This is a genomic window from Flavobacterium koreense, assembly GCF_054776075.1.
This window is the reverse complement of sequence record NZ_BAAHCF010000042.1, coordinates 20,286-46,533: the sequence shown is the minus strand read 5'-3', so window position 1 is coordinate 46,533 and position 26,248 is coordinate 20,286. Positions and strand designations below refer to the sequence as shown.

Below are 26,248 nucleotides of genomic sequence, written 5' to 3'. Positions count from 1 at the left end.
AAAAGTAATGGAAATTTAAGACAAGTTGAGAAATTCAAAAAAATTGATAAAATTTAGATAACAATAATTTTAGTCAAATTAGCAATTAAATAATGATATTAAAATTAACCTTTTTAGGATAAAAATTTAAAGTTTAATTGAAATTATGAATTAATAAAAAGTTTATATTTACAGATTTGATTAATTTTACAACCTTACACTATATTTTATCCAATCATGGGAAATAAAGCTTTCATCATTATTTTACTTTCTGTTATTTTAAATAGTTATTCTCAGAACCAGTCGAGCAATAATAATTTTATTGAAGATGAAAAAGGAAAAGTTATATCTAGCGAAGAAGAGAAAAAAATCTTTTTATCAAAATCTAAACAAAATAAAGAAAACGAAATAAATAAACTTTCAATTGCTAACGTGAATCAAACAGCAGTTGAAATGTGTACAAATGGTGGTTTTGAACAGCATGAATCTGTAAGTGGTTCGCTTAAACTAAAGAATTTTTTGCATACTATAGGAGATCCTCCTGGCCCAACAGAATGTCGATCATTAACAAATAGTGCCAATGCACATATTGATATTTACAATCCTAATAATACAAGTGTAATGGCAACCACAGTGCCTGCCAATATAATAGATCCTTATATAGGAAATATTAATGCCTTCAATCAATATGCTTTAAAAATAAATTATGCGAATTCAAGTACTTATGGTTCAATAGTTCAAGGAAAAAGATATAAAACTAATAATGAAAACTATTTAAAATTTAATTACAAAGCAGTATTAATGACTGTTTATGATTCTGGCCATACAGATAATCAGCCATTTGTAAAAGCAAGAATTCTTAATTCAGCAGGAACAGTAGTAAATGAATTTTGTTTAGTTGGAGACGAAGACAACTGTATTTTTACCGTAATCCCTGATTCAAGTTCTCCAATATTATATACAGCGAATTGGCAATCAGGATTGTTAGACATTTCATCTATACCAAACAATGAGGAGTTCACTGTAGAATTCATGGCATCACGTTGTGGTTTTGGAGGTCATTTTGGTTATATGTATGTAGATGATATTTGTCTATTGCATTCAAATGAAAATTTTCAAGGAACTATAGAATTAAATCCTTTAAATAAAGTATGTCCTACTTTACCAATTAATGTTTGTGGTAGTTATACAGTTCCAAATTCTGGTGGTATTACAGCAACTTTAGGAACAATTACTTTAAATATCTACAATAGTACAGGAACATCTATATTTAACACCACTACTACTTCAAGTTTAGATACAGTAAATAAACAATTTTGTTTTACTTTAAATCCGGCTAATTTTCCAAATATTATAAATGGAAATTATAATATAGGAGTTACAGCCACTTATAATTTAACAGGAAATGCTGCATGTGGAAGTACGGTGCTTAATTCGGCAAATGATCCAGATGCTAATCCAGGATGGGATATTTCATTTCAAAATTGTTCATCAACATGTAACTTTGAAGTAAACACAACAAAACTATCTTTATGTGACGCAAACCATGATGGTTTAGAAAATTTTAATTTAAATAATGCAAATTCAAATATTGTTGCATCAACAACTGGACTTACTTTTAGTTATTTTAGTTCTTTTAATGATGCAAATGCCAACACAAATGCTATCTCTAATAGCACTTCATACAGCAGCGCCAGTAAAATAATATATGTAAGAGTCACCCAAAATGCCACTTGCTTTAAGATTATTGCAATAACATTAGAAGTAAGAAATCCTAATGTTAACATAAGTGGTATATTAAATGTTTGTTCAGGAAGTACCGTGCTAACAGCATCTCCAGGCACTAATTATTTATGGAGTACAGGAGCTACGACTCAAAACATAACTGTTACTTCTATTGGAACATATTCTGTAACTGTTACAGATGCGAGTGGTTGTAGCAATAATGCCTCTGTAACTATAGAAGCTTCACAGATTGCAACAACTCCAAACGTAACTGTTACTCAACCAAATTGTTCTTCAACAACTGGTAGTATTCAAATAACCTCGACTGCAGCAGAATATAGTTTTGACAATGGTGTTACTTGGGTTACAAATCCAATATTGACTAATTTATATCCAAATACTTATAATGTAAAAATAAAAACTGTAAATAATTGTATTTCATTCCCATTAGCAGTAACTATAAACGCAGCTCTCACCTCTTATCCTAATTTTAATTTCACAAACCCAGCATTTTGTGGAGATTTTGGAAGTATAACAATAACAACATCTGCACCATACTATAGTTTTGATGATGGAATAACTTGGGTAACAAATCCTATTGCTATCAATTTACCAAATGGTACTTATAAAATTAGAACAAAAGATGCTCAAGGCTGTATCTCAAATTTCAATACAGTAATAATAAGTAGTTTAACATTAGAAACTCCAACTTTTACAGTTATTAATCCAGCTTGCGGTGTAAATGGTAGTCTAACTATAAATACATTATCAGATTTTTACTCATTTGATGGAGGAACAACATGGGTAACTAGCAATGTTTTAACAAATTTAACTTCTGGAAGTTATTCATTGGCAATAAAAAATAATTTAGGTTGCACCTCTCAATATACTTATGCTTATATTAATGATTTACAAGATACTTATCCTGAAATTAGTGTAATTCAACCCATTTGTGGATCTGGAGGTAGCATAGCAATAACCACATTTTCTAATCTATACAGTTTTGATGATGGTGTTACATGGGTAACCAATAACATTGCAACAAACCTTCCACCTGGTCAATATATTATTAAAGTAAAAAATTCAAATGGTTGTGTTTCACTATCAAATAGTGTTTATTTATACCCACCAACTCTAGACTATCCAATTATTGATTTAGTACAACCACAATGTGGAATAAATGGAACAATTACAATAAATACGCTTTCAGATTTTTATAGTTTTGATGGAGGAACAACATGGGTAACAAACAATGTCATGAGTTTACCTGAAGGCAATTATCCAATTATGATTAAAAACAATCTAGGATGCACCTCATACACCAGTTATGCTTACTTATACACACCTGTATTGCCAGCACCATTCTATACTGTTGTTCAACCAACTTGCGCAAACACTGGAAGTATAACGATTAATACAGTAGCAGCTTTTTACAGTATTGATAGTGGAACTACATGGGTAACTAATTCCGTTTTTAACAATTTAACTGGCGGATATTATGATATTAGAATAAAAAATACTCAAGGATGTATTTCTGATTATCTTAATATTAATTTAGATACTACCTATTTGCCTTTGCCTACATTTACTTATACTAACCCATATTGCGGAAATGTAGGTAGTATTACATTTACTTCATCAGCAGCGTTTTATAGTATTGACAATGGAGTTACTTGGTCATCAAATCCTGTCTTTAGTAATTTAACTTCTAATTATTACAATTTAGTAGTAAAAAATAGTGCTGGATGTGTTTCAAATCAAAGTTACGCTTATCTTAATTCTTATTCATTAAGTAACCCAAATTTTACATCTGATTTTTCTTGCACCACTAATACTGGAACTATTACAATTACAACTCCAGCCTTTCAATACAGTATAGATAATGGTTCTACGTGGTCATCTAATTCTGTTTTTTCTAATCTTTCAGGTGGAACTTACTATATAAAAATTAAAAATAGTGCAGGTTGCACTTCAGATTACTTATCATATTATTTAAGCTATTCTTTAGATAATCCAATAGTTACAACAACACAACCCTCTTGTGGTGTAAATGGCAGTATTTCAATAAACACTTCAGCAGCATTTTATAGTATTGATGGAGGTAGTACTTGGGTGACAAATCCTGTGTTCTCTAATTTGGTACCAGGTACTTATTATGTAAAAATAAAAAATTCAACTGGGTGTGTATCATATACTAACTATGTTAGTTTATTTCAACCTTATATCTCAAATCCTAATATTATTACAACTCAACCAACTTGCGGAGTTGGTGGAACTATTAATATCAGTACAGTAGCATCACAGTATAGTATTGATAATGGAGTTACTTGGCAAACAAACCCTATATTTTCAAATTTAACCCCAGGATATTATTCAGTTGTTATTAAAAATAGTTTAAATTGTATTTCACAAGGTGTAAGTATATACATGAATATTTATCACTTACCCAATCCAAATTTTACTGTTGTGCAACCAAGTTGTGGAAGTAATGGTAGTATTACTATTGCTACTACATCATCTCAATATAGTTTTGATGGAGGAAATACTTGGGTTACCAATCCTGTTTTAACTAACTTAACTTCAGGATATTATTATATTGCCATAAAAAATAGTCAGGGATGTACCTCAAATCCTAGTTCCGTTTATGTAAATATTAATCCGTATTATTTACCATCGCCATTTTTCACAATAGATCAGCCATCATGTGGGAATGGTGGAAATATTACAGTATTAACCACTGCAGATTTTTACAGTTTTGATAATGGGACAACTTGGACAACAAATCCTGTTTTCAATAATCCTGCGCCTGGATATTACAATGTTAAAATAAAAAATAATCTTGGCTGTACCTCAAATTCGCAATATGCTAATGTTAACTCATTCTATTTACCCTCTCCAAATACAATAGTTACACAACCAACTTGTTCTGTTCCAACTGGAAGTATCAAAGTAAATACTCCAGCAGATCAATATAGTTTTGATAATGGTGTTACTTGGACTTCAAATTCTATTTTATCAAATCTTCCATCAGGAAGTTATAACATTAAAATTAAAAATTCTTTGGGATGTGAATCTAGTAGTAGTTATGTTTATATACAGAGTGTTCCTTTTATTCCTTCTGCACCTACTGCAAATGTAACTCAACCCTCAAGTTGTGGAACAACAGATGGAAGTATAACGGTAACTACAACTGCAAATGAGTATAGTTTTAATAATGGCGTTACATGGACTACTAATCCTACAAAAATTAATTTAGCAGCAGGAACCTACAATATTAAGACTAGAAATAACACATTTCAATGTGAATCTGCAACTTTAATTGTTAATCTTAATTCTGGAGCTGCAATAGCATCACCAACATTTACAGTTTCAAATCCGGGTTGTAATAATTTGAATGGATCTATAACAATTACAACTTCTGCATCATATTATAGTTTTGATAACGGATTTACTTTTGTGAGTTCTAATACTAAAACTAATTTAGCACCAGGCACTTACCAATTAAAAATAAAAGATGCTGCTGGATGCATTTCTACTGCTAGTTCAGCAACAATAGTAAATTCAATTAATATTTCTGCCCCATCTGTTACAGTTACTCAACCAGATTGCTCCACTTCTACAGGATCTATTGTAGTTAATACAACATCAAGTCTATACAGTTTTGATAATGGTGTAACTTTTTCATCTTCAAATACTCAAAGTGGATTAACAACAGGAAATTATTTAATCAAAATAAAAGATGCTACAGGATGTTTATCAGACGCAAGTTCTGTAACTATTAATAGTCAGCCTACAACACCAAATGCACCTACAATATCTATAGTTCATCCGTTAAATTGTACAACGTCTACCGGAACAATTACAGTTACAAGTAGTGCATCACTTTATAGTTTTGACAACGGAATAACTTGGAGTAATAACAACTTTTCCATTCCGCTTAATTCGGGTACATATCAAGTTTTAATAAAAGAAACACCTACAGGATGTCCTTCTGCAGCCACAACTGCTATAATTAATGCTCCACCTAATGCTCCTGCAACACCAACTATAGTTATAACACAACCTGCATCATGTGTAAACCCATTTGGAAGCATTAGTATTACTAGTTCTGCTTTTGAATATAGCTTTGATAATGGATTAACCTATTCAAACAATCCAAATTCATTACCATTGGCAGTTGGAACTTATGAAATAAAAGTAAAAAATAGTTCCAATTGTGAATCTAGCTCAGTTACTGCAGTAATTAATGCTCCATCTGATTATCCTATAGCGCCACTATTTACGATTGTTCAACCTGATTGTAACAATAGTAATGGTTCAATTTCTATAGTGACATCAGCTACAGAATATAGTTTTGATAACGGAGTAACTTGGACAACTAATCCAAATTTGGCTAATTTAACACCTGCTACTTATAAATTAAGAATTAAAAATGCTTTAGGTTGCTATTCTCCTTTTAGCGATGCAGTTATTGTAGCGTTTACTAACTTTCCAAACGCACCTATACTTACATCACCACAAACATTTTGTATTCAACAAAATGCAACTTTAAATGATGTAATAATTTCTGGTTCAAATATCAAATGGTATAACGCATCAACAGCTGGAAATTTATTAGCTAGCTCAACAATTTTAGTAGACGGAACAACTTATTTTGCTTCGCAAACCATTGGTGGTTGTGAAAGTTTGAGAGTTCCTGTAACAATTTCAATTCAAAATACAATTGCTCCGAATGGTGATGCAAATCAAATATTTTGTTCAACAGCAAATCCAACTTTAAATAATATAATTTTATCAGGAACAGCAATAAATTGGTACGCAAACAGCTCAAATACAACCATTTTACCAAATTCAACTTCATTAGTTGATGGAGTTACATACTTTGCTACTCAAACAATCAATGGTTGTGAAAGTGTAAATAGATTTTCTGTTACAGTAAGTTTAATTAATTCATTAAATGCAAATGATTACTCACAATCTTTTTGTGATGACTTAAATGATGGTTCAGAAAATGTATTGCTTTCTGATTACAATAGCAATCTAATTAGTTCGACTGCAAATACTACATTTACATATTACACATCACTAATTAGTGCTGAAAATCAGGTTTCAAGTAATCAATTAAACCCAAATTACACCTTAAATCTTGGTTCACATACTATCTATGTTCGACTAGATTCAACAAATGGTTGTCATCAAATTGTGAAATTAGAATTAACGTTATTTCAAAAACCAATAATATTAATTAATGATGTGATGCCAATCTGTATTTCAAGCAATATTGTTGTTAATGCAGGTTCTGGTTTTAACAGTTATTCCTGGTCAACTGGTGCAACTACGGAATCTATTACAATTTCAATTCCAGGAACCTATTTTGTAACAGTAACTAAAAATTACGGAACATTAGTTTGCTCATCAACAAAAACATTTAATGTAGTTGAATCAGAAATTGCTTCAATTACATCAGTAGAAATCGAAGATTGGACAGATTCAGATAATGTTATTATTGTCTCAACTGCAATTAATGACAACTATCTTTATTCATTGGATGGTGTAAATTATCAAACAAGTAATACCTTTAGTGGTTTGATGAGTGGCTTTTACACAGTATATGTAAAAGATGAATGTGGAATTGTCAAAAAAGATGTTGTATTACTAAACTATCCAAGATACTTCACTCCAAATGATGATGGAATAAACGACTATTGGAAAATTAATTTTTCACAATTTGAGCCAAATTTATCTATTGTAATTTTTGATAGATATAGTAAAATCATAAAAGAAATGCAACCTAATTCTGTTGGATGGGACGGAACTTATAATGGTGCTAAAATGATTTCTGATGATTATTGGTTTGTTGTAAAAAGACAAGATGGAAGAGAACATAGAGCTCATTTTTCATTAAAAAGATAAAACCTTAATTGAAAGTTAAAGACATTTCTATTAATTCTATTTTAAGTATTTTTACAAAAAAATTCAAACATGCCTAGCGATTGTATAACGTACCAAAATTCAGGATATTTCACTAAATTGATGATAGATTATTTAGATGAAACGTCAGAGTTGAATACGTTTTACAATCATTTTCCAAAAATTGAGAATTTCAAAAGTCAGATAGAAGAAAAAAGTAGCAACTTCAATAGCAATGGCAAAAGAGAAATTTTAGTTTCTGAACTTGAAAAACAATATCAAAATTTTGAAGTTTCCAAAACAACTTTAAACAACATTAAACTTTTAAACAATACTAACACTTTCACAATTACAACTGGCCATCAACTGAATTTATTCACTGGACCACTATATTTTTTATACAAAATTGTTTCTACGATCAATCTTTGCAAACAATTAAAAAAAGAATATCCTGAAAATAATTTCGTACCCATTTATTGGATGGCTACAGAAGATCACGATTTCGATGAAATCAATTATTTTAATTACCAAGGTAAAGTTTTTAGATGGAATTGTGAGAGTTCTGGACCTGTAGGAAGATTATCTACAGAAGGTTTAGATAAAGTTTTCGATTTATTTTCTAAAGAGATTGGAACTTCAAACAATGCCAATTTTTTAAAAAAACTATTTGAAAATGCTTATTTAAAACATTCCAATTTAGCCGATGCTACTCGATATTTGGCTAACGAATTGTTCCAAAATGAAGGTTTAGTAATTATTGATGGCGATTCAATTGAATTAAAGAAACTATTTATTCCGTTTGTAAAAAAAGAGCTTTTAGAACAAACCTCATTCAAAAAAGTTACAGAAACCAACGAACTTTTGAAAGAGTATTTCATACAAGTAAATCCGCGTGAAATCAATTTATTTTACATAGAAGATAATTTACGTGAACGAATTATTTTTGAAAACGACATTTATAAAGTCAATAACACAACTATTCAATTTTCTGAAAGTGAAATTCTAACCGAATTAGAAAATCATCCTGAAAAGTTTAGTCCAAACGTAATTACACGACCTTTATACCAAGAAGTAATTTTGCCAAATTTATGCTATATCGGTGGTGGTGGTGAAATAGCTTATTGGCTAGAATTAAAATCTAGTTTTGAAGAAAACAACATCACTTTTCCTATGCTGTTGCTAAGAAATTCGGTTCTTTTAGCAACACAAAAGCAAGCTGAAAAAGCAGATAAATTAGAACTATCTTGGAATGATTTATTTTCTAATCAAAGAGTATTATTAGATTCAAAAACTAAAGAGTTTTCAGAATTTGTAATTGATTTTACAGAGCAAAAAGAACATTTGAAAAAACAATTTGAAAGTCTATACACAATTTCAAATCAAACTGATAAATCCTTTATTGGAGCAGTAAAAGCACAAGAAACCAAACAATTAAAAGGTTTGGAGAATCTTGAAAAACGCCTTTTAAAAGCCGAAAAAAGAGTTCATTCAAAAAAACTTGAGAGAATTATTTCACTACAAAACGAACTGTTTCCAAATCAAAGTTTGCAGGAACGAAAAGCTAATTTTTCAGAATTTTACTTAGAATTTGGAAAAGATTTAATTTCTGAAATAATAGATAATTTAAAACCTCTTGAAACAAAATTTACCATATTAGAATTATAAAAACATAATTAAAATGAAAAAAACTCTACTTCTATTTATATTGTTTTTTGGAATTTCTCACGCAAACTATTCAAATTCAGTAGGAATTTCTAAAACAGCAACAACTTTTCCAACAATTAGCATTATAGGAACAGCAAGTTCGGGTTGGGGAACTGATATAGACATGACAACAACTGATGGAATAACCTATACCTTAACAGATTACACTTTATCAAATGGTGAATTAAAATTTCGTCAAGATTATGATTGGGCCACAAATTGGGGAGGAACAAATTTTCCTTCTGGTACTGGAATTTTAAATGGAACTAATAATATTCCTATTCAAGCTGGTATTTATACAATCACATTTAATAGAACAAATGCAACTTATACCTTCATAGGAACTACATTCCCAAGTATTGGAATTTGGGGTCCGGCGGTTAACTCTCAATTAGGATATACAGCGCCAGATGTTGATATGAATACAACTGATGGAATTAATTACACTTTATCAGGCTTTTACTTTTCAAGCGGTAATGCCTACTTTAGACAAGATAATGATTCTGCATTGACTTGGGGCAGTACTATATTTCCTTCAGGAACAGCAGTTGCAAATGGTCCTTCACTTTTCATTTCTGGAGGTGAATGGTTTGTTACATTTAATAGATTAAATGGAAATTATAGTTTTACTTATCCGAGTATTGGAATTCTTGGAACTGCTTTAAATGGATTTAATGTTGCAGATACCGACTTAATGACAACTGATGGTTTTAACTATAGCATCTCTGATTTAGTTCTAAATAATGGAGAAGTAAAATTTAGAAAAGATAATCTTTGGACATCAAATTGGGGTTCAGCAGCATTTCCCTCTGGAACTGGGACTCAAAACGGATTAAATATTCCAGTAACTGCAGGAACATATTCTATAACTTTCGATAAATCAACAGGGAATTATACATTTATGCAAATGTTATCCAATACTAATTTCAACTTAAATAATTTAACTATTTATCCAAATCCAACCAATAAAGACTGGAATTTTTCTTCAAAAGAAATAATTGAATCAATTGAAATTTTGGATATTTTAGGAAAAATTATTTTTAATTCAAATATTAAATCTGAAAATATAACTATTGACACAACACAATTCAATAGTGGAATTTACTTTGCAAAAATCTCGTTAGGAAATTCAATTCAGACTATAAAACTTATAAAAAATTAGAATTATTAAATTTGCCTTAATAAATCCTCAATCAATTACTTGTGGATTTTTTTTTTCAATATAGAAACACTACTTTTGCACCCGAATTGAAACAAAAAACAAATAAATTAAAATAAAAATGGCTACAAATAGAACATTTACAATGATTAAGCCTGATGCTGTTGAAAACGGACACATCGGTGGGATTTTAAACATGATTACTGAAGGTGGTTTCAAAATCGTTTCTTTGAAATTAACTCAATTAACTATTGCTGATGCTCAAGCATTTTATGCTGTTCACGCTGCAAGACCATTCTTTGGTGAGTTAGTTGAATTCATGACAAGAGGTCCAATCGTTGCTGCAATTTTAGAAAAAGAAAATGCTGTAGAAGATTTCAGAACTTTAATTGGTGCTACTAACCCAGCTGATGCTGCTGAAGGAACTATCCGTAAAAAATATGCTACTTCAATCGGAGAAAATGCAGTTCACGGTTCAGATTCTGATGAAAATGCTGCTATCGAAGGTGCTTTCCATTTTTCTGGAAGAGAGCAATTCTAGTATTCAGTGTTCAGTCGCAGTTGGCAGTAATGTAAATTGTACAAAATACAAAATCCCGAATCTTAACTGAATCGGGATTTTTTTTATCTTAAAACTAAATCCTTTACTATTTCTTTTCGAAGTTCTTCGTTGAGCATCACAATAATTTTCTGTTTGCCATAACTCAATTCTTCTCTTAAAACAGCCGAAGTTAGTTTTACATATAGAGTGCTTCCTTTTAAAATTACTTCCTGTGTATAACTATTTACACCATTTCCCATAAGTGATTTCCAAGCTTGTTCCACATCAATTTTATCCATACCAGCTTCTAGTTTATTAGCTTGAATAAACTGTTGCAAAACCTCTGAAATAGAACTTTCGTTGCTTGTTCTTTTTGCCATTTTAAAATTACTTTAAAGAAAAAGGTTTATATCTTTTATAGTTATATTCTAAATCATCTTTATTTTTAAGAACTAAAACAGAATCTTGAATTTCAATTATTTCCTCTTTCCATTTACCATAACTCGTTGTATAATTAACAAAATAACTACCGTTTTCATTAGATATTGAAATCTCTTCTTTCAAATTATTGGTTTTATAAGTCCCATCAAGTTGTGGCATTACTTTTTGACGAAAACCATTCCATTTTTTGTCAGACTGAGCTTGTCGAAGTTGGAAATAATCAATTGTTTCATTGATTTTGTAATCTTTCTTCTCACCGTCTTTTAAAACAACCTTTTTAATTTCCCAATAACCATTTAATTTAGCAATATCTTTATCTGTAATAGACTGATTACAAGAAACTAAAAGCAATAACGATAGAAAAAGTGTAATTGTATTTTTCATAATTTTAATAAAACCTAAAATTACAACATATTTTAAATAATAAAAAAGTATTTTTGATTAAACCTTTTTGATAATCTATTGTCTTAATTGAAAACCTACCAATTATGAGAAAATATATTACACTTTTAGCGCTTTCACTACTAACTTTCGGTTGTAGTTCCGATGATGATACAAATAGCTCTAATACTGCAGAAGAAACAATGTATTTTCCTCCAAATGATGGAAGTAATACTTGGGAAACAAAGTCAATTTCTTCTTTAGGTTGGAATCAAAGTGCGGTTCAACCTTTATTAGATTATTTACAATTAAAGCATTCCAAATCATTTATAATATTGGTAAATGGAAGAATAGTTTTAGAAAATTATTTTAACGGACATTCTGCAACAACACCATGGTATTGGGCAAGTGCAGGTAAAACATTAACAACAACTGTCACAGGAATTGCCGAACAAGAGGGATTAATCAACATCAACAACAAAGTATCTGATTATTTAGGAACTGGTTGGACAAGCGCTCCATTAGCAAAAGAAAACTTAATAACATGTAAGAATCTTTTGTCTATGAATTCAGGTTTGAATGAAACTTTGGGTGACGATGTATCTCCAGCAAATCTTCAGTATGTTGCAGATGCAGGTACACGTTGGGCTTACCATAATGTTTATGTAAAACTTCAAGATGTTATTGCTCAAGAAAGTGGACAAACTTGGACCAACTACTTCAACACAAAACTTAGAGATAAACTTGGCATGACTGGTGGTAGTTGGTTGAATAGTGGCGATGGATTAAGTGTTTACAGAAGTACAACTAGAAATATGGCACGTTTTGGACTAATGGCTTTAAACAAAGGAAAATGGAATGGTAACCAAGTAGTTAATGAAGCTTTCTTTAATGACGCAACAACTACATCACAAAACATAAATCAATCCTATGGATATATGTGGTGGCTAAATGGAAAGTCTTCTTATCGTTTGCCACAAACACAATTTCAATTCAACGGAAGTATAATTCCAAGTGCTCCAAGTGATATGTATTGTGCCTTGGGCAAAGATGATCAAAAAATTTATGTTATACCAAGTAAAAAAATGGTAATCATTCGAATGGGAGATGCTGCAGACACAGTAAATATGGCATTGTCTGATTTTGATGATGTTCTTTGGCAAAAAATAAGCGCTTTATATCAATAAAGCGCTTATTTTTTATTTAAATATTTTATCAAATACTCTTTTCAAAGCATACACAAATAATATAAAAGTTATAAGCTGCAAGCCCATTGCTACATCTGAGAATTTCTTTTCTATAAGTTTTGCTAAAACTCCTAATCCGAAACAAATTAAAATCAAAATTATCGGAGAGGATGTTTTAAAAAAAGATACAATTTTATTCATATTTGCAAAATTTGATTTTTAAGCAATTATTTAAAAAAGCTATCTACAAATTCATATTTATTAAATACTTGTAAGTCTTCAATTCCTTCACCGACACCAATATATTTTACAGGAATTTGAAATTGATCAGAAATACCAATCACTACACCACCTTTTGCAGTTCCGTCTAGTTTTGTTACAGCTAAACAAGAAACTTCAGTTGCAGCAGTAAATTGTTTGGCTTGTTCAAATGCATTTTGCCCAGTAGAACCATCTAAAACTAAGAGTACATCGTTTGGTGTATCTTCAACCACTTTCTGCATTACTTTTTTAACTTTAGAAAGTTCATTCATTAAACCAACTTTGTTATGCAAGCGCCCAGCAGTATCAATAATTACTACATCGGCATTTTGAGCTACAGCACTTTGTAAAGTATCAAAAGCTACTGAAGCAGGATCACTTCCCATTTGTTGTTTAACGATTGGCACACCTACTCTATCGGCCCAAATTTGCAATTGGTCAATCGCTGCGGCACGAAAGGTATCTGCTGCACCAAGAACAACTTTATAACCTGCTTTTTTAAACTGAAAAGCCAACTTACCTATAGTTGTGGTTTTTCCTACTCCATTAACTCCTACAACCATAATTACGTATGGTTTTTTATTAGCTGGAATTTTAAATTCTGATTCTTCTCCAGATTTAGTTTCAGACAATAAAGAAGCTATTTCTTCACGAAGGATTTGATTTAACTCTTCTGTTCCTAGATATTTATCATTTGAAACTCTTGTTTCAATTCTTTTAATGATTTTTAATGTTGTTTCAACACCTACATCTGATGAAACCAAAATCTCTTCAAGGTTATCTAAAACCTCATCATCAACTTTAGATTTACCAGCAATAGCTTTCGTTAATTTAGAAAAAAACGTTGTTTTAGTTTTTTCCAAACCTTTATCTAGTGTTTCTTTTTTTTCGGATGAAAATATTCTTTTAAAAAAACTCATTTCTTCAATTTATGTATTAAAAATAAGGATGCTAGAAAAGATTTTAGTCCTTATCAATAAAATTAGAGACAAATATAAAAATAAAAAAGCTACTTCCATACGAAAGTAGCTTTGATATATATTTAATTAGGAATTATTTCTTTGATAAGAAAGCATCCACTTCTTCTGGAGTCATAATGCTTTCAACAAAAGTATAAGCACCTGTTTTAGGAGATTTTACCATTTTGATAGCTTTTGTTAATCTCTTAGAAGCTGTTTGTAACGTTGCAACGGTTTTCTTTGCCATGATTAAAATGTGTATTTGAAATTCAACAAATGTGAAATTTCTAATTATTTAATTTCTTTATGAACAGTCATTCTCTTTAAGATTGGATTAAATTTCTTAATCTCTAATCTGTCTGGAGTATTTTTTTTGTTTTTGTTTGTAATGTAACGTGAAGTTCCAGGAAGACCTGTTCCTTTGTGCTCAGTACACTCTAAAATTACTTGGATTCTATTACCTTTCTTTGCCATCTTGCTTTATTTTTATTGGATAAGGAATTATTTAATAAAACCATTAGCTTTAGCTGTTTTTAACACAGCAGCTAATCCATTTTTATTGATTGTTTTAATTGTAGAAGCAGCTACTCTTAAAGTAACCCATCTGTCTTCTTCAGCAAGATAGAAACGTTTTTTAACTAAGTTTACAGAAAATTTTCTCTTAGTTTTGTTCATTGCGTGAGAAACATTATTTCCTACCATCGCTCTTTTACCTGTAAGGTCACAAACTCTTGACATTATGCTTATCTTTTATCGTTATTCAAATCGAGGGTGCAAAGAAACAAAAAAGAAACCTTATACACAAAAAAATATTACAGATTTTTTAAAATTTCTTTTTGCAACATTTCAAATGCTTTATTTACTGCTCTATCTATCACTTTCTCACGTGGTTGACCAAAATTAAATTCTTCTACTATTACTTCGCTTGGTGTAGCTAAAGCTAAAAAAACGGTTCCAACCTCTGCATCAGCATCACCTTTTAATGGTCCAGCATTGCCAGTTGTAGCAATTGCGTAATCTGTTTTCATTAATTTTTGAATTCCAAGCGCCATTTCTTTTGCAACTTGAGCACTAACAACTGTATATTTATTTATTGTTTCCTCAGAAACTCCTAAAACTGAAACTTTTGTATCTGTTGCATAAGAAACTACGCTTCCTCTAAAATAATTTGAAGCACCTGAAACTGATGTAAAAACTTGTGCAATTTTTCCTCCAGTACAACTTTCGGCTGTTGCTATTGTTTTCTTTTGTTGCGTTAACAATCGTCCTAAAACGACTTCAATAGTATCGTCTTCATCAAATCCGACGATGATATCTCCAATTATTTTAGCCAACGATGTTACATTATTATCTATTGCTTTTTCGAGAATTCCTTTATCAGTTCCGCGAGCTGTTAAGCGCAAACGAACTCTTCCAGGAGCAGGTAAATAAGCTAATTTTACAAATTCTGGCAAATTATTTTCCCAGTTTTCAATTCGCTCAGCTACAAGACTTTCGCCTTGTCCATAGGTCATTATTGTTTTGTGTAAAATGTAAGGTCGTTTGTACTCTTTTACTATTTTAGGAATGATTTCGTTTTCGACAATATATTTCATTTCGTAAGGAACGCCTGGAAGCGAAATAAAGACTGTATTTTCTTTTTTCATCCACATACCAGGTGCAGTTCCGACTTTATTGAAAAGAACCTCGCATTTTGATGGAACCAGTGCTTGATCTTTATTCATCTGAGAGGCTGGACGTTTCATTACCGATTCAATCAATTCGATAACATGCGATTCAACTTCTTTATTTACTAATAATTTATCGTTGAAGTATTCGCAGAATGTATGTTTTGTAATATCATCTTTAGTTGGACCTAATCCTCCAGTTATAACAACAAAATCTACTTTGTTTTGTAGCGACTTAAAAGTGTCTAAAATGTGTTGCTTATCATCACTTATTGATAGTAGTTCATGGGTTTGAACTCCAATTTTATCTAATGCTTTTGCGATGTATCCGGAATTGGTATCAATGATTTGTCCTATTAGGATTTCGTCACCTATGGTAACTATGGCTGCTTTCATTTGAAGTTTAGTATTTGTTTTTCAACTGTCTAATGCAGTTACTTCAATCATATCAAAAAAATATTGATTTCGATTATTGATTTGATTAGCAAAGATAGTACAAATAAAAAAATGAATTACTTTTTTAGCCCAGATTGGAGTAAGTATCCTTTTATTTTGTTGCCTGAGGCTCTCGAAGGCAACAAAATAAAAGATACTGCGGAAAGCTGGAATATGGCTTGCAGATAAATCCCAAGCCATTCGCTTCTTACTATTATATTTCGAAATCTTTTTTGATTTCTTTTATTGCTTTATCAACTTGATCTTGAATGCTATCAAAAGTAGCTTCAATTTCTTTTCTCTTGCCTTCTGCTCTTGTCCAAGCTTCAACTTGAAGTATCTCTTCATAAGCCATTGTCATCCCTAATAAGTCTAGAGTTGGCTTAATCTTGTGTGCATAAGCATAAGCTTGCTTGTGATCTTTATCTTTAATACCTTGCTCTATTTGCTTCAAATCTTGAGGCACTTCGGTTACAAAAAGTGAGATAATTTGCATTACAAATTCCGGATCATTATCCGAAAGAGCGTAAACTTTTGAGAGGTTATAATTTATTGCCATTATTTAACTTGTATTCTAAATGATTTTTTATTTTCTATGAATCCTTCTAATATATCGTTTGGTTTTACAGCACTTACTCCTTCTGGAGTTCCTGTAAATATAATATCTCCTTTTTTTAATGTAAAAAATTGAGAAACATGTGAAATAAGTTCATCAATTCTCCAAATCATGTGACTCGAATTCCCTTTTTGAACTACATTTCCATTGCTATGTAACTCAAAGTTAATATTTTCTAATGAAATAAACTCATTTTTCGGATAAAATTCACCAATTACCGCTGAACCGTCAAAAGCTTTAGATTTTTCCCAAGGCAAACCTTTTTCTTTAAGCTTAGCTTGCAAATCTCTTGCTGTAAAATCTATTCCTAATCCGATTTCATCGTAATAATTGTGAGCAAATTTTGTATCTATATATTTTCCAACTTTATTTATTTTAACCAAAACTTCAACTTCATGGTGCACATCATCACTAAACTCAGGAATTACAAAAGGATGTTGTTTTAACAAAATTGCAGAATCCGGTTTTAAGAAAACTACAGGCTCATCAGGACGTTCATTTTGAAGTTCCTCGATGTGTTTAACGTAATTTCTTCCGATGCAAATTATTTTCATAAGTAGTAGTAACAATTTGTAAGATAAAAACCCTACTTTTAACTTAGTTTATTATTAAGTTTTCTTAATTTAATTCCTGTCAATACTTTTTTAGTGTAAAGAGGAAAATCAGCACCTTGAATCCAACCATAGTATCCTGGTTCTTTTTCAAGCACTTCCTCTACTAATTGACCTTTGTTTTTTCCGAAAGTAAAAATTTCTTTTCCTTCATTATTCAAAGCAATAAAACCAGCAAAATCAACTGATTTTTTACGAGTAGTAAATTCAGACAACCATTTCATATCGTTATCTAAATCGTCATATCTGTCTAATTGTGCTTTTAGAATTTCATAAGTTGCCATAGTATCTGCTTCAGCAGAATGGGCGTTCTCTAAATTGGTACCACAATAAAATTTCAAAGCTGCACTTAAAGTTCGCTCTTCTTTTTTGTGAAAAATAGTTTGAACATCTACCGAAACCCTGTTTTTCATATCAAAATCTACTTCAGCACGAAGTAATTCTTCCGCTAAAAGTGGAATATCAAATCTATCTGAATTAAATCCAGCCAAATCAGAATCCTTAATCATATTATGAACTTGTGATGCTAGTTCTTTAAAAGTTGGCTCATTAGCTACTTTTTCATTAGTAATACCATGAACAGCTGTTGTTTGAGGTGGAATTGGAATTGTTGGGTTTACTAACCATGTCTTGCTTTCTTTATTTCCGTTAGGATATACTTTGAAGATTGAGATTTCTACAATTCTATCCTTAGCAACATCAATTCCTGTAGTTTCAAGGTCGAAAAAGCAAATTGGTCTGTTTAATTTTAATTCCATTTTTTAAAAATGTTAGCCGACAAATATAAAATAATGTTGTTACCGTTTATCGATTATTTATAATTTATTCCTTTTTTAAATAAAAAACCCTTTCACGATTTGGAAAGGGTTGATTTACAATTATCTATACTGTTAATATTCTCTATTTACATCAAATGCTTCAAGATATTCGGCCACTCGTTTTACAAAACTTCCACCAAGTGCACCATCTACAACTCTGTGGTCATAAGAATGTGATAAGAACATTTTCTGACGAATTCCGATGAAATCACCTTCTGGAGTTTCAATAACTGCTGGCACTTTTCTAATAGCACCAAGAGCAAGAATTCCAACTTGTGGTTGATTAATAATAGGTGTTCCGAATACAGAACCAAAAGTTCCTACGTTTGTAACTGTATATGTTCCGCCTTGAGTATCGTCTGGTTTTAATTTTCCTGCTTTAGCTCTATTTCCTAAATCGTTTACAGCTTTTGCCATTCCAACCAAATTCAATTGATCAGCATTTTTAATTACTGGAACGATAAGATTTCCGTTCGGCAAAGCTGCAGCCATTCCTAAATTTATGTTTTTCTTTTTAATGATATAATCACCATCAACAGAAATATTCATTCCAGGAAAATCTTTTAAAGCTTTAGCAACTGCTTCCATCATAATTGGAGTGAAAGTCAATTTCTCACCTTCGCGTTTTTCGAAAGCACCTTTTACTTTATCTCTCCATTTTACAATATTAGTTACGTCAACTTCAATAAACGATTGTACGTGAGCAGACGTTTGAACCGAAGCAACCATGTAGCCTGAAATCAATTTACGCATTCTGTCCATTTCTACAATTTCATCACCACCATTTACAGAAACTGGAACAGCAGAAGTTGTTGTAGATTGAACAGGTTGTGTTATAGGTTGTGCAACTGGAGCAACGGTTTGTGTTACAACTGGCTGACTTGTTCTATTCTTTACAAAATTTAATATATCTTCTTTAGTAACACGACCATCTTTTCCTGAACCTGAAATACTTTCCAATTCAGCAACTGAAACACCTTCTTCTTTAGCAATGTTTTTTACTAATGGCGAAAAGAATTTATCAGAACCACTAAAATCAGCTGGTGCAACATTTTCTTTAGCTACTTCAACTGTTTTAGCAACTTCAGCAACAATTGGAGCAGCAACTTCAGCAGTTTTGGGTGCCTCTACGCTTCCGCCTTCTGTTTCAATAATTGCAATAGTTTGACCCACTTTTACCACATCATCTTTCCCAAAAAGTTGTTCTACTAAAACACCTGAAACTTCACTTGGTACTTCACTATCTACTTTATCGGTAGCAATTTCAAGAACTGCTTCGTCCATTGCGATGGTATCTCCAACGTTTTTTAACCAATTGGTAATTGTTGCTTCAGCAACGCTTTCACCCATTTTAGGTAATTTCAATTCAAACTTTGCCATATCTTTAAACTAAAGTTGTGTTTTTTTATAATGATTGCAAAATTAGTAATTTTATCTTCATTTTGTAAAGAATACACTAATTTTTTAATGTTATGATTTCTCCTCTATCAATTGAATTATTGCTTCCAATAAGGTAATTAGAATTAGAAATATAATTCTTAAATGTTAAATTCTTACTTTTATTTGAATTCATAAAATCTATAATTTCCTTATAACTAAATGATTTTGTATCAAAAATGATTTCAGTATTCAAATTTACATTGTTTTTGAATTCTGAAAAATCATTTAAAATTGTTTCTTTTTTGTTCAAATCCAATTGTAATGAATCTTTAGAAAAAATTATATATTCATCAATCGTTCTTTTTATTTCTTTAGATTGATTTTTCTTAATAAACGAAAAAACAAAAACACCAATTTTCATAAAAATGTCAAAAACAAAAGATTTTTTAAAATGCTTCGAATAAAAGAAATTCATAGCTTCTTGAAAGCGTTTCATGTATTTGGAATCACGAACTGTACTTTCTCCTTTATAATGAATTACAGTAGTTTCATGAAAATAATAATTGGTTTTACCTTTTTTCAAAGCCATATAACTCAAATCAATATCGTCTGAATACATAAAACAATTTTCATCAAAACCTCCAATTTCATTATATAATTCGCGTTTCATAACCATAAAAGCACCAACCAGAATATCAACTTTTCCAGATTGATTTTCGGTTAAATGTTGGGCGTAATATTTTCCAAAAACATTTGAAACTTTGTACAATCCGAAGATTTTTGTGAAGGCAACCCATGGAGTTGGAACTCCACGTTTAGATTCTGGTAAAAAATTCCCTGTTCCGTCGATAAGTTTGCATCCGATTATTCCAATTTCAGAGTTTGCCACTTCGACTGCGCTCAGTGTGACAAAATTTAGAATTTTTACAAATGTATCTTCCGCAACAACTGTATCAGGATTTAAAATACAAATATAGTCGCCTTTGGCTTGAGCTACACCAATGTTATTTCCTTTTGGGAAACCTAAATTTTCTTTGTTTTCAATGAGTTTTATATTTGGAAACAATTTTTTTATCATCGCACAACTATCATCAGAAGAATTGTTATCGATTACAATGATTTCGCCATCAATGTTTTCAAGTGCTTTTTGGACACTTAAAACGCATTGCTCTAAAAAAAAGCGCACATTATAATTTAGGATGATAACCGATAGTTGCATTTGACAAATATAATCTACTTTTGCAAAAAAATTACAACTGTGAATTACCTTTCTGTAGAAAATATTTCGAAATCATTTGGAGAACGCACTTTGTTCAAAGACATTTCGTTTGGAATAAATAAAGACCAAAAAATTGCTTTTATTGCCAAAAATGGTTCAGGCAAAACGTGCATTATGAAAATTATTAATGGCGAAGACGAACCAGATTCTGGGCAAGTCGTGATTAGAAAAGAAATCAAAATGGCTTTCCTGTCTCAAGTACCGCAATTACAAGATGAATTGACGGTTGAAGAAAGTATTTTTGCGTCTGACAATGAAATTCTACATGTAATTGAACGCTATGAAAAAGCGTTAGAAAATCCAGAAGATACCGAAGCTTATGAGAAAGCTTTTGACGATATGGACCGACATAATGCTTGGGATTTTGAAACCCAATTCAAGCAAATTTTATTCAAATTGAAGTTGGAAGATTTCAAATTGAAAGTAAAAAACATGTCAGGTGGACAGAAAAAACGTCTTTCGCTAGCAATTATTCTTATCAACAAACCCGATTTATTGATTTTGGATGAGCCAACCAATCACTTGGATTTGGAAATGATTGAATGGTTGGAAAGTTATTTTGCTAAAGAAAACATTACGTTGTTTATGGTAACGCACGATCGTTTCTTTTTGGAACGCGTTTGTAACGAAATTATAGAATTAGACAACGGAAAATTATATAGTTACAAAGGAAATTATTCTTACTATTTAGAGAAAAAAGAAGAACGATTAGCTTCAGAAAATGCTTCTATTGATAAGGCGCAAAACCTTTTTGTAAAAGAATTAGCTTGGATGCGAAGACAACCTAAAGCTAGAACTACCAAATCAAAATCGCGTCAAGATGACTTTTATGTGATTAAAGAAAAGGCAGAAAGTCGCCGAAAAGAAAATAAAATCGAACTAGAAATCAACATGGAACGTCTTGGAAGCAAGATTATTGAGTTGCATAAAATTTCAAAAAAGTTTGGCGATAAAAAGATTTTAGAGAATTTTAGTTTTGATTTCCAACGTGGTGCTCGAATTGGGATTATTGGTAAAAACGGAACCGGAAAATCGACGTTTTTGAACTTGTTGACACAAACCATTCCGACCGATTCTGGGAAAGTTATTACTGGAGATACGATTAAAATTGGCTATTACACGCAAAGCGGAATCAATCCAAAACCAGGACAACGCGTTATCGATATTATTAAGGAATACGGAGAATATATTCCGTTGATGAAAGGAAAATTGATTTCGGCAAGTCAATTATTGGAGCGATTTTTATTTGACAGCAAAAAACAATATGATTTTGTAGAAAAACTTTCTGGTGGCGAATTGAAACGATTGTATTTATGTACAGTTTTGATTCAGAATCCGAATTTCTTAATTTTGGATGAGCCAACGAATGACTTAGATATCGTAACCTTAAATGTATTGGAAAGTTTCTTGTTGGACTTTCCGGGTTGCTTGCTTGTAGTTTCGCACGACAGATATTTTATGGATAAGATTGTTGATGATTTATTCGTCTTTAGAGGTGACGGAATTGTAGAAAACTTCCCAGGAAATTACTCTGATTTTAGAGCTTATGAAGATTCGAGTGAGCCAACAAATAAAGACGATAACAAGGAAAAGAATAATTGGAAAACTAAAACTATTTCTTCTGGTTTAGATTTTAACGAACAAAAAGAATTCAATAAAATTGAAAAAGAAATTAAAGATTTAGAATACCAAAAGAAACAAATCGAGCAACTATTCTCTGACGGAAAAGTAGCCGATAATGATATAGAAACCAAAGCTAACGAACTACAAAAAGTAATTAAAACGCTTGAAGAAAAAGAAGAACGTTGGTTTGTGTTGAGTTCAAAAATGGAATAATAAAAAGTATTCAGTGCTCAGTGTTCAGTTGGCAGTTACGCACTGAATACTGAACACCGCACACTGAACACTAAATAATGTTACAAATTATAAAATCATATCTAAACTTCCTTTGGAACTCCAAAAATCAACATGGAGTGCATTCGCCATTTGTATTTGATTTGGTTACCAAATGTTTTTATGATAAGAAGAATTATCCTGAATATCAATCTTTAAATGAGTACCGAAAATTTCTCTTAAACAGCAAAACAAGTATCGAAGTCACCGATTTTGGTGCTGGTTCACGAGTTTTTAAAAGCAATACACGAGCCATAAACCAAATTGCAAAAAACGCTGGAATTTCTCCAAAAAGAGCGGAACTTTTATTTAGAATTGTAAATTATTTTCAACCAGAAAGTATTCTTGAAATTGGAACTTCTTTAGGATTAGCAACTTCTGCCCTATCTTTAGGAAGTATAAATGCCAAAGTCATTACTTTAGAAGGTTGTCCCAATACATTGTCAATTGCAAAAAATCAATGTCAATTGCAAAATCTAAATAACATTGAATTTATAAACACAAAATTTGAAGACTATCTAAGTAACTGTCAACTGAACACTGAACACTGCCAACTGATATACTTCGATGGCAATCACTCAAAAAAAGCTACTTTAGAGTATTTTGAACTTTTACTTCCTACAATTACCAACGATTCTGTTTGGATTTTCGACGATATTCATTGGAGTAAAGACATGGAAGATGCATGGGAAATTATTAAAAACCATCCAAAAGTTACCATAACTATTGACACCTTTCAATGGGGAATTGTATTTTTTAGAACCGAACAAGAGAAAGAACATTTTGTAATTAGAGTATAAAAAAAATGGCAACCATCACTGATTGCCATTTTCCTGAATTAATAATAAACAAAAACCTCTATTCTTTAGCTTCTGATGTTTCTCTACTTTTTGCACCCATTCTGTTTAATTTAAACATTGGTCCAAATTTCAATTTTATTGAAGCTATTGAGCTATTATCGTCAGATGTTAATCCTTCTTTTTCAACTGTATTTTTTCTGTTATCTAATGCTTCATACATTAGTTTAATTTCATCATAATCTTCTCTTGAAAAATCTTCTTTGTTGTCTTTGTAAGATTGGAAAAAAGTTTCATATGTTTTCAAGATATTATCTTTATTAACCCATGCAAAACTCATATCGTCGCCGATTTTTCCAGCACCAAAAAGTCTATCTCTTAAAAGCTGACTTGGATTTGGTTTAGCCGAAATTGTTGCTGCTTTTTTTGTTTCCATACTAACTTTCAACTCATCATATTTTGCAACAGTTGCATTAATTTTTTCTTGAGATGCAGTTTTTGTAGCTTCATCAAGTGCAACTAAAGATTCATTTGCATCAGCACTTTTTCTATCAAAATCAGTAGCAATTTGATCCCAATTTGCCATCATTTCATCTGTGTCCGCCATTTTTAATGAATCTACATAGCTTTCAAGTTCACTGATTCTTTTATCTGCAGCCTCTTTTTCCTTATTTTGACAAGAAACCATTCCTATTAGAACCATCGAAAGGATTCCAAATTTTAACATACTTTTTTTCATAATTTATAAGTTTTAATATTTATGTAAAACTACTTCCAACATCCATTTGTAATGTTATATAATTAAATGTTAAACTTATATAAATGTCATTTTTTAGTTTTGAATTTGTAACTTTATACAGTTTTAAACTACTAATCATTTATTAGTCCAAATTATCATGTCAAACACTCTTATAAAAATCTCAGACATCAAAAGAGATTTCATCCTCGGAAACGAAACTATTTATGTATTAAAAGGAATTGATTTGCAAATCAATAAAGGTGAGTATGTTGCTTTAATGGGACCTTCTGGTTCAGGAAAATCAACCTTGATGAATATTCTAGGATGTTTAGACACACCAACCTCTGGAACCTACATTCTTAACGGAAAAGATGTTTCTCAAATGCACGATGATGATTTGGCAGAAGTTCGTAACAAAGAAATTGGTTTTGTTTTTCAAACTTTTAATCTTTTGCCAAGAACAACTGCTTTAGATAATGTTGCCTTACCAATGATTTATGCAGGTTATCCAAAATCCGAAAGAAATAAAAGAGCCACAGAAGTACTTACTCAAGTCGGATTAGACGATAGAATGGATCACCAACCCAATCAACTTTCTGGAGGTCAACGTCAGCGTGTAGCAGTTGCAAGAGCTTTGGTTAACAAACCTTCAATCATCCTTGCCGATGAACCAACAGGAAACCTTGATAGTAAAACATCGGTGGAAATCATGAAACTTTTTGGAGACATTCACGCATCAGGAAACACTGTAATTCTTGTAACTCACGAAGAAGACATTGCCAAATATGCTCACAGAATCATCCGATTACGTGACGGAATTATCGAAAGTGATAAATTAAACGAAGGTCATTTATAAACCTTATCTTTTAGTTTTAATGGATTTAGGAGCGAATCGCTTGGGCTTTATCTATAATCCTTATTCCTGCTGTCCATTCTGTCTCGTCCAAAAGACGAGACGCCATTCCCATCAGGGCTAGTTGGCAATCCATATTAATTTTTGTTACCTTTGAAAAACAATTTTGATTTTTTTGACAAAGACATAAATCTGACAGTCAAAAAATCTAAAAATCTAAAAGTCTAAAATGAAAGTATATACAAAAACTGGCGACACCGGAACCACAGCACTTTTTGGCGGAACTAGAGTTCCAAAACACCACATCAGAATTGAAAGTTATGGAACTGTTGACGAATTAAATTCACATATTGGATTAATTCGCGACCAAGAAATAAATTCACACTACAAAGATGTATTAATCGAAGTTCAAGATCGACTTTTTACTGTTGGAGCAATATTAGCAACTCCACCTGAAAAAGAAACGCTTAAAAATGGCGAAAAACGTTTACAAAATCTAGGGATTTTAGAAACTGACATTGACTATTTAGAAAAAGAAATTGATGCAATGGAAGATAGTTTACCACAAATGACACATTTTGTACTTCCTGGTGGTCACACAACGGTGTCATATTGTCATATAGCACGCTGTGTATGCCGTCGTGCCGAACGTTTAGCTGTACATTTAAATGACATAGAACCAACAGATGAACTAGTAATTAAATACCTAAACCGACTTTCTGACTATCTTTTTGTCTTGGCACGAAAGTTGTCATTTGACATAAAAGCTGACGAAGTTCAGTGGATACCTAGAAAGTAATTTGCTTTCTAAAACCAACAAAAACAAACGTTCTTAACTTTAATTATAAAATAAATCAATTTTTACTTGACTATTTCAGTTAAAAATTTATTTTTGCATAAATTATAAAATCGA

The 26,248-nt window shown here is 31.2% G+C and carries 23 protein-coding genes; 9 read left to right on the top strand and 14 right to left on the bottom strand.

Features of this window, described 5'->3' with window-relative positions:
- The first annotated feature begins 216 nt into the window (after positions 1-216).
- From ACYU7A_RS13705 to ACYU7A_RS13690, 4 genes are all read left to right on the top strand, one after another.
- Positions 217-7,617 (top strand): T9SS type B sorting domain-containing protein, encoded by a 7,401-nt coding sequence (locus ACYU7A_RS13705; protein ID WP_460577417.1) that lies wholly within the window; start codon positions 217-219, stop codon positions 7,615-7,617.
- Between the two features lie 69 nt (positions 7,618-7,686).
- Complete coding sequence (bshC, locus tag ACYU7A_RS13700) at positions 7,687-9,279, top strand: bacillithiol biosynthesis cysteine-adding enzyme BshC (RefSeq protein ID WP_460577415.1); 1,593 nt, start codon at positions 7,687-7,689, stop codon at positions 9,277-9,279.
- 13 nt (positions 9,280-9,292) lie between these two features.
- Complete coding sequence (locus ACYU7A_RS13695) at positions 9,293-10,480, top strand: T9SS type A sorting domain-containing protein (RefSeq protein WP_460577413.1); 1,188 nt, start codon at positions 9,293-9,295, stop codon at positions 10,478-10,480.
- Positions 10,481-10,598: 118 nt separating this feature from the next.
- Positions 10,599-11,018 (top strand): nucleoside-diphosphate kinase, encoded by a 420-nt coding sequence (locus ACYU7A_RS13690; RefSeq protein WP_008253880.1) that lies wholly within the window; start codon positions 10,599-10,601, stop codon positions 11,016-11,018.
- 83 nt (positions 11,019-11,101) lie between these two features.
- Here ACYU7A_RS13690 and ACYU7A_RS13685 read toward each other — a convergent pair whose 3' ends face one another.
- Both ACYU7A_RS13685 and ACYU7A_RS13680 read right to left on the bottom strand, forming a co-directional pair.
- Complete coding sequence (locus ACYU7A_RS13685) at positions 11,102-11,398, bottom strand: DciA family protein (RefSeq protein WP_460577411.1); 297 nt, start codon at positions 11,396-11,398, stop codon at positions 11,102-11,104.
- A gap of 7 nt (positions 11,399-11,405) precedes the next feature.
- Positions 11,406-11,843, bottom strand: a complete 438-nt coding sequence (locus tag ACYU7A_RS13680) for a hypothetical protein (RefSeq protein ID WP_344816213.1) — start codon at positions 11,841-11,843, stop codon at positions 11,406-11,408.
- 104 nt (positions 11,844-11,947) lie between these two features.
- Here ACYU7A_RS13680 and ACYU7A_RS13675 point away from each other — a divergent pair, with 104 nt between their 5' ends.
- Positions 11,948-13,027, top strand: coding sequence for a serine hydrolase domain-containing protein (locus ACYU7A_RS13675; protein WP_460577409.1), 1,080 nt, complete (start codon positions 11,948-11,950; stop codon positions 13,025-13,027).
- Positions 13,028-13,039: 12 nt separating this feature from the next.
- Here the strand turns inward: ACYU7A_RS13675 and ACYU7A_RS13670 are convergent, their stop codons facing one another.
- The 11 genes from ACYU7A_RS13670 to ACYU7A_RS13620 all read right to left on the bottom strand — a co-directional run bounded on the left by ACYU7A_RS13670 (position 13,040) and on the right by ACYU7A_RS13620 (position 20,993).
- Entirely contained in the window at positions 13,040-13,228 is a 189-nt protein-coding gene (locus ACYU7A_RS13670) for a hypothetical protein (protein WP_460577407.1), read from the bottom strand.
- A 26-nt stretch (positions 13,229-13,254) separates the two neighbouring features.
- The gene (gene ftsY / locus ACYU7A_RS13665; RefSeq protein WP_298303240.1) at positions 13,255-14,208 is read right to left on the bottom strand and encodes a signal recognition particle-docking protein FtsY; all 954 of its coding nucleotides are present in this window, start codon (positions 14,206-14,208) and stop codon (positions 13,255-13,257) included.
- A gap of 133 nt (positions 14,209-14,341) precedes the next feature.
- Positions 14,342-14,494: a DUF4295 domain-containing protein gene (locus ACYU7A_RS13660; RefSeq protein ID WP_298303242.1), complete on the bottom strand. Its 153-nt coding sequence runs from the start codon at positions 14,492-14,494 to the stop codon at positions 14,342-14,344.
- A gap of 44 nt (positions 14,495-14,538) precedes the next feature.
- Positions 14,539-14,721 carry a 50S ribosomal protein L33 gene (rpmG, locus tag ACYU7A_RS13655; protein WP_035126304.1) on the bottom strand — a complete coding sequence of 61 codons (183 nt, stop codon included), beginning with the start codon at positions 14,719-14,721 and terminating at the stop codon, positions 14,539-14,541.
- Between the two features lie 27 nt (positions 14,722-14,748).
- Positions 14,749-14,985: a 50S ribosomal protein L28 gene (gene rpmB / locus ACYU7A_RS13650; RefSeq protein ID WP_035126302.1), complete on the bottom strand. Its 237-nt coding sequence runs from the start codon at positions 14,983-14,985 to the stop codon at positions 14,749-14,751.
- A 74-nt stretch (positions 14,986-15,059) separates the two neighbouring features.
- On the bottom strand, positions 15,060-16,310 hold the full coding sequence (locus ACYU7A_RS13645; protein WP_460577404.1) for a CinA family nicotinamide mononucleotide deamidase-related protein: 1,251 nt from the start codon (positions 16,308-16,310) through the stop codon (positions 15,060-15,062).
- A gap of 253 nt (positions 16,311-16,563) precedes the next feature.
- Positions 16,564-16,908: an Hpt domain-containing protein gene (locus tag ACYU7A_RS13640; protein ID WP_396146524.1), complete on the bottom strand. Its 345-nt coding sequence runs from the start codon at positions 16,906-16,908 to the stop codon at positions 16,564-16,566.
- Positions 16,908-17,519 carry a fumarylacetoacetate hydrolase family protein gene (locus ACYU7A_RS13635; RefSeq protein ID WP_460577402.1) on the bottom strand — a complete coding sequence of 204 codons (612 nt, stop codon included), beginning with the start codon at positions 17,517-17,519 and terminating at the stop codon, positions 16,908-16,910. Before ACYU7A_RS13635 ends, ACYU7A_RS13640 begins: the two co-directional genes overlap by 1 nt.
- Positions 17,520-17,557: 38 nt before the next feature.
- On the bottom strand, positions 17,558-18,334 hold the full coding sequence (locus ACYU7A_RS13630) for an exonuclease domain-containing protein (protein ID WP_396146528.1): 777 nt from the start codon (positions 18,332-18,334) through the stop codon (positions 17,558-17,560).
- A 132-nt stretch (positions 18,335-18,466) separates the two neighbouring features.
- Positions 18,467-19,774, bottom strand: coding sequence for a dihydrolipoamide acetyltransferase family protein (locus ACYU7A_RS13625; protein ID WP_460577399.1), 1,308 nt, complete (start codon positions 19,772-19,774; stop codon positions 18,467-18,469).
- Positions 19,775-19,850: 76 nt separating this feature from the next.
- Positions 19,851-20,993 (bottom strand): glycosyltransferase family 2 protein, encoded by a 1,143-nt coding sequence (locus ACYU7A_RS13620; protein ID WP_460577397.1) that lies wholly within the window; start codon positions 20,991-20,993, stop codon positions 19,851-19,853.
- Positions 20,994-21,032: 39 nt separating this feature from the next.
- Here ACYU7A_RS13620 and ACYU7A_RS13615 point away from each other — a divergent pair, with 39 nt between their 5' ends.
- Positions 21,033-22,889 carry an ABC-F family ATP-binding cassette domain-containing protein gene (locus ACYU7A_RS13615; protein ID WP_460577395.1) on the top strand — a complete coding sequence of 619 codons (1,857 nt, stop codon included), beginning with the start codon at positions 21,033-21,035 and terminating at the stop codon, positions 22,887-22,889.
- Positions 22,890-22,966: 77 nt separating this feature from the next.
- Positions 22,967-23,746 (top strand): O-methyltransferase, encoded by a 780-nt coding sequence (locus tag ACYU7A_RS13610; RefSeq protein WP_460577393.1) that lies wholly within the window; start codon positions 22,967-22,969, stop codon positions 23,744-23,746.
- A 58-nt stretch (positions 23,747-23,804) separates the two neighbouring features.
- On the opposite strand, the gene ACYU7A_RS13605 is transcribed toward ACYU7A_RS13610, so the two are convergent.
- Complete coding sequence (locus tag ACYU7A_RS13605) at positions 23,805-24,482, bottom strand: hypothetical protein (protein ID WP_345093774.1); 678 nt, start codon at positions 24,480-24,482, stop codon at positions 23,805-23,807.
- 157 nt (positions 24,483-24,639) lie between these two features.
- Between ACYU7A_RS13605 and ACYU7A_RS13600 the strand changes: the two genes are divergently transcribed.
- Complete coding sequence (locus tag ACYU7A_RS13600) at positions 24,640-25,338, top strand: ABC transporter ATP-binding protein (RefSeq protein WP_396146539.1); 699 nt, start codon at positions 24,640-24,642, stop codon at positions 25,336-25,338.
- Positions 25,339-25,564: 226 nt separating this feature from the next.
- Positions 25,565-26,134, top strand: coding sequence for a cob(I)yrinic acid a,c-diamide adenosyltransferase (locus tag ACYU7A_RS13595; RefSeq protein WP_460577390.1), 570 nt, complete (start codon positions 25,565-25,567; stop codon positions 26,132-26,134).
- Positions 26,135-26,248: the final 114 nt, after the last annotated feature.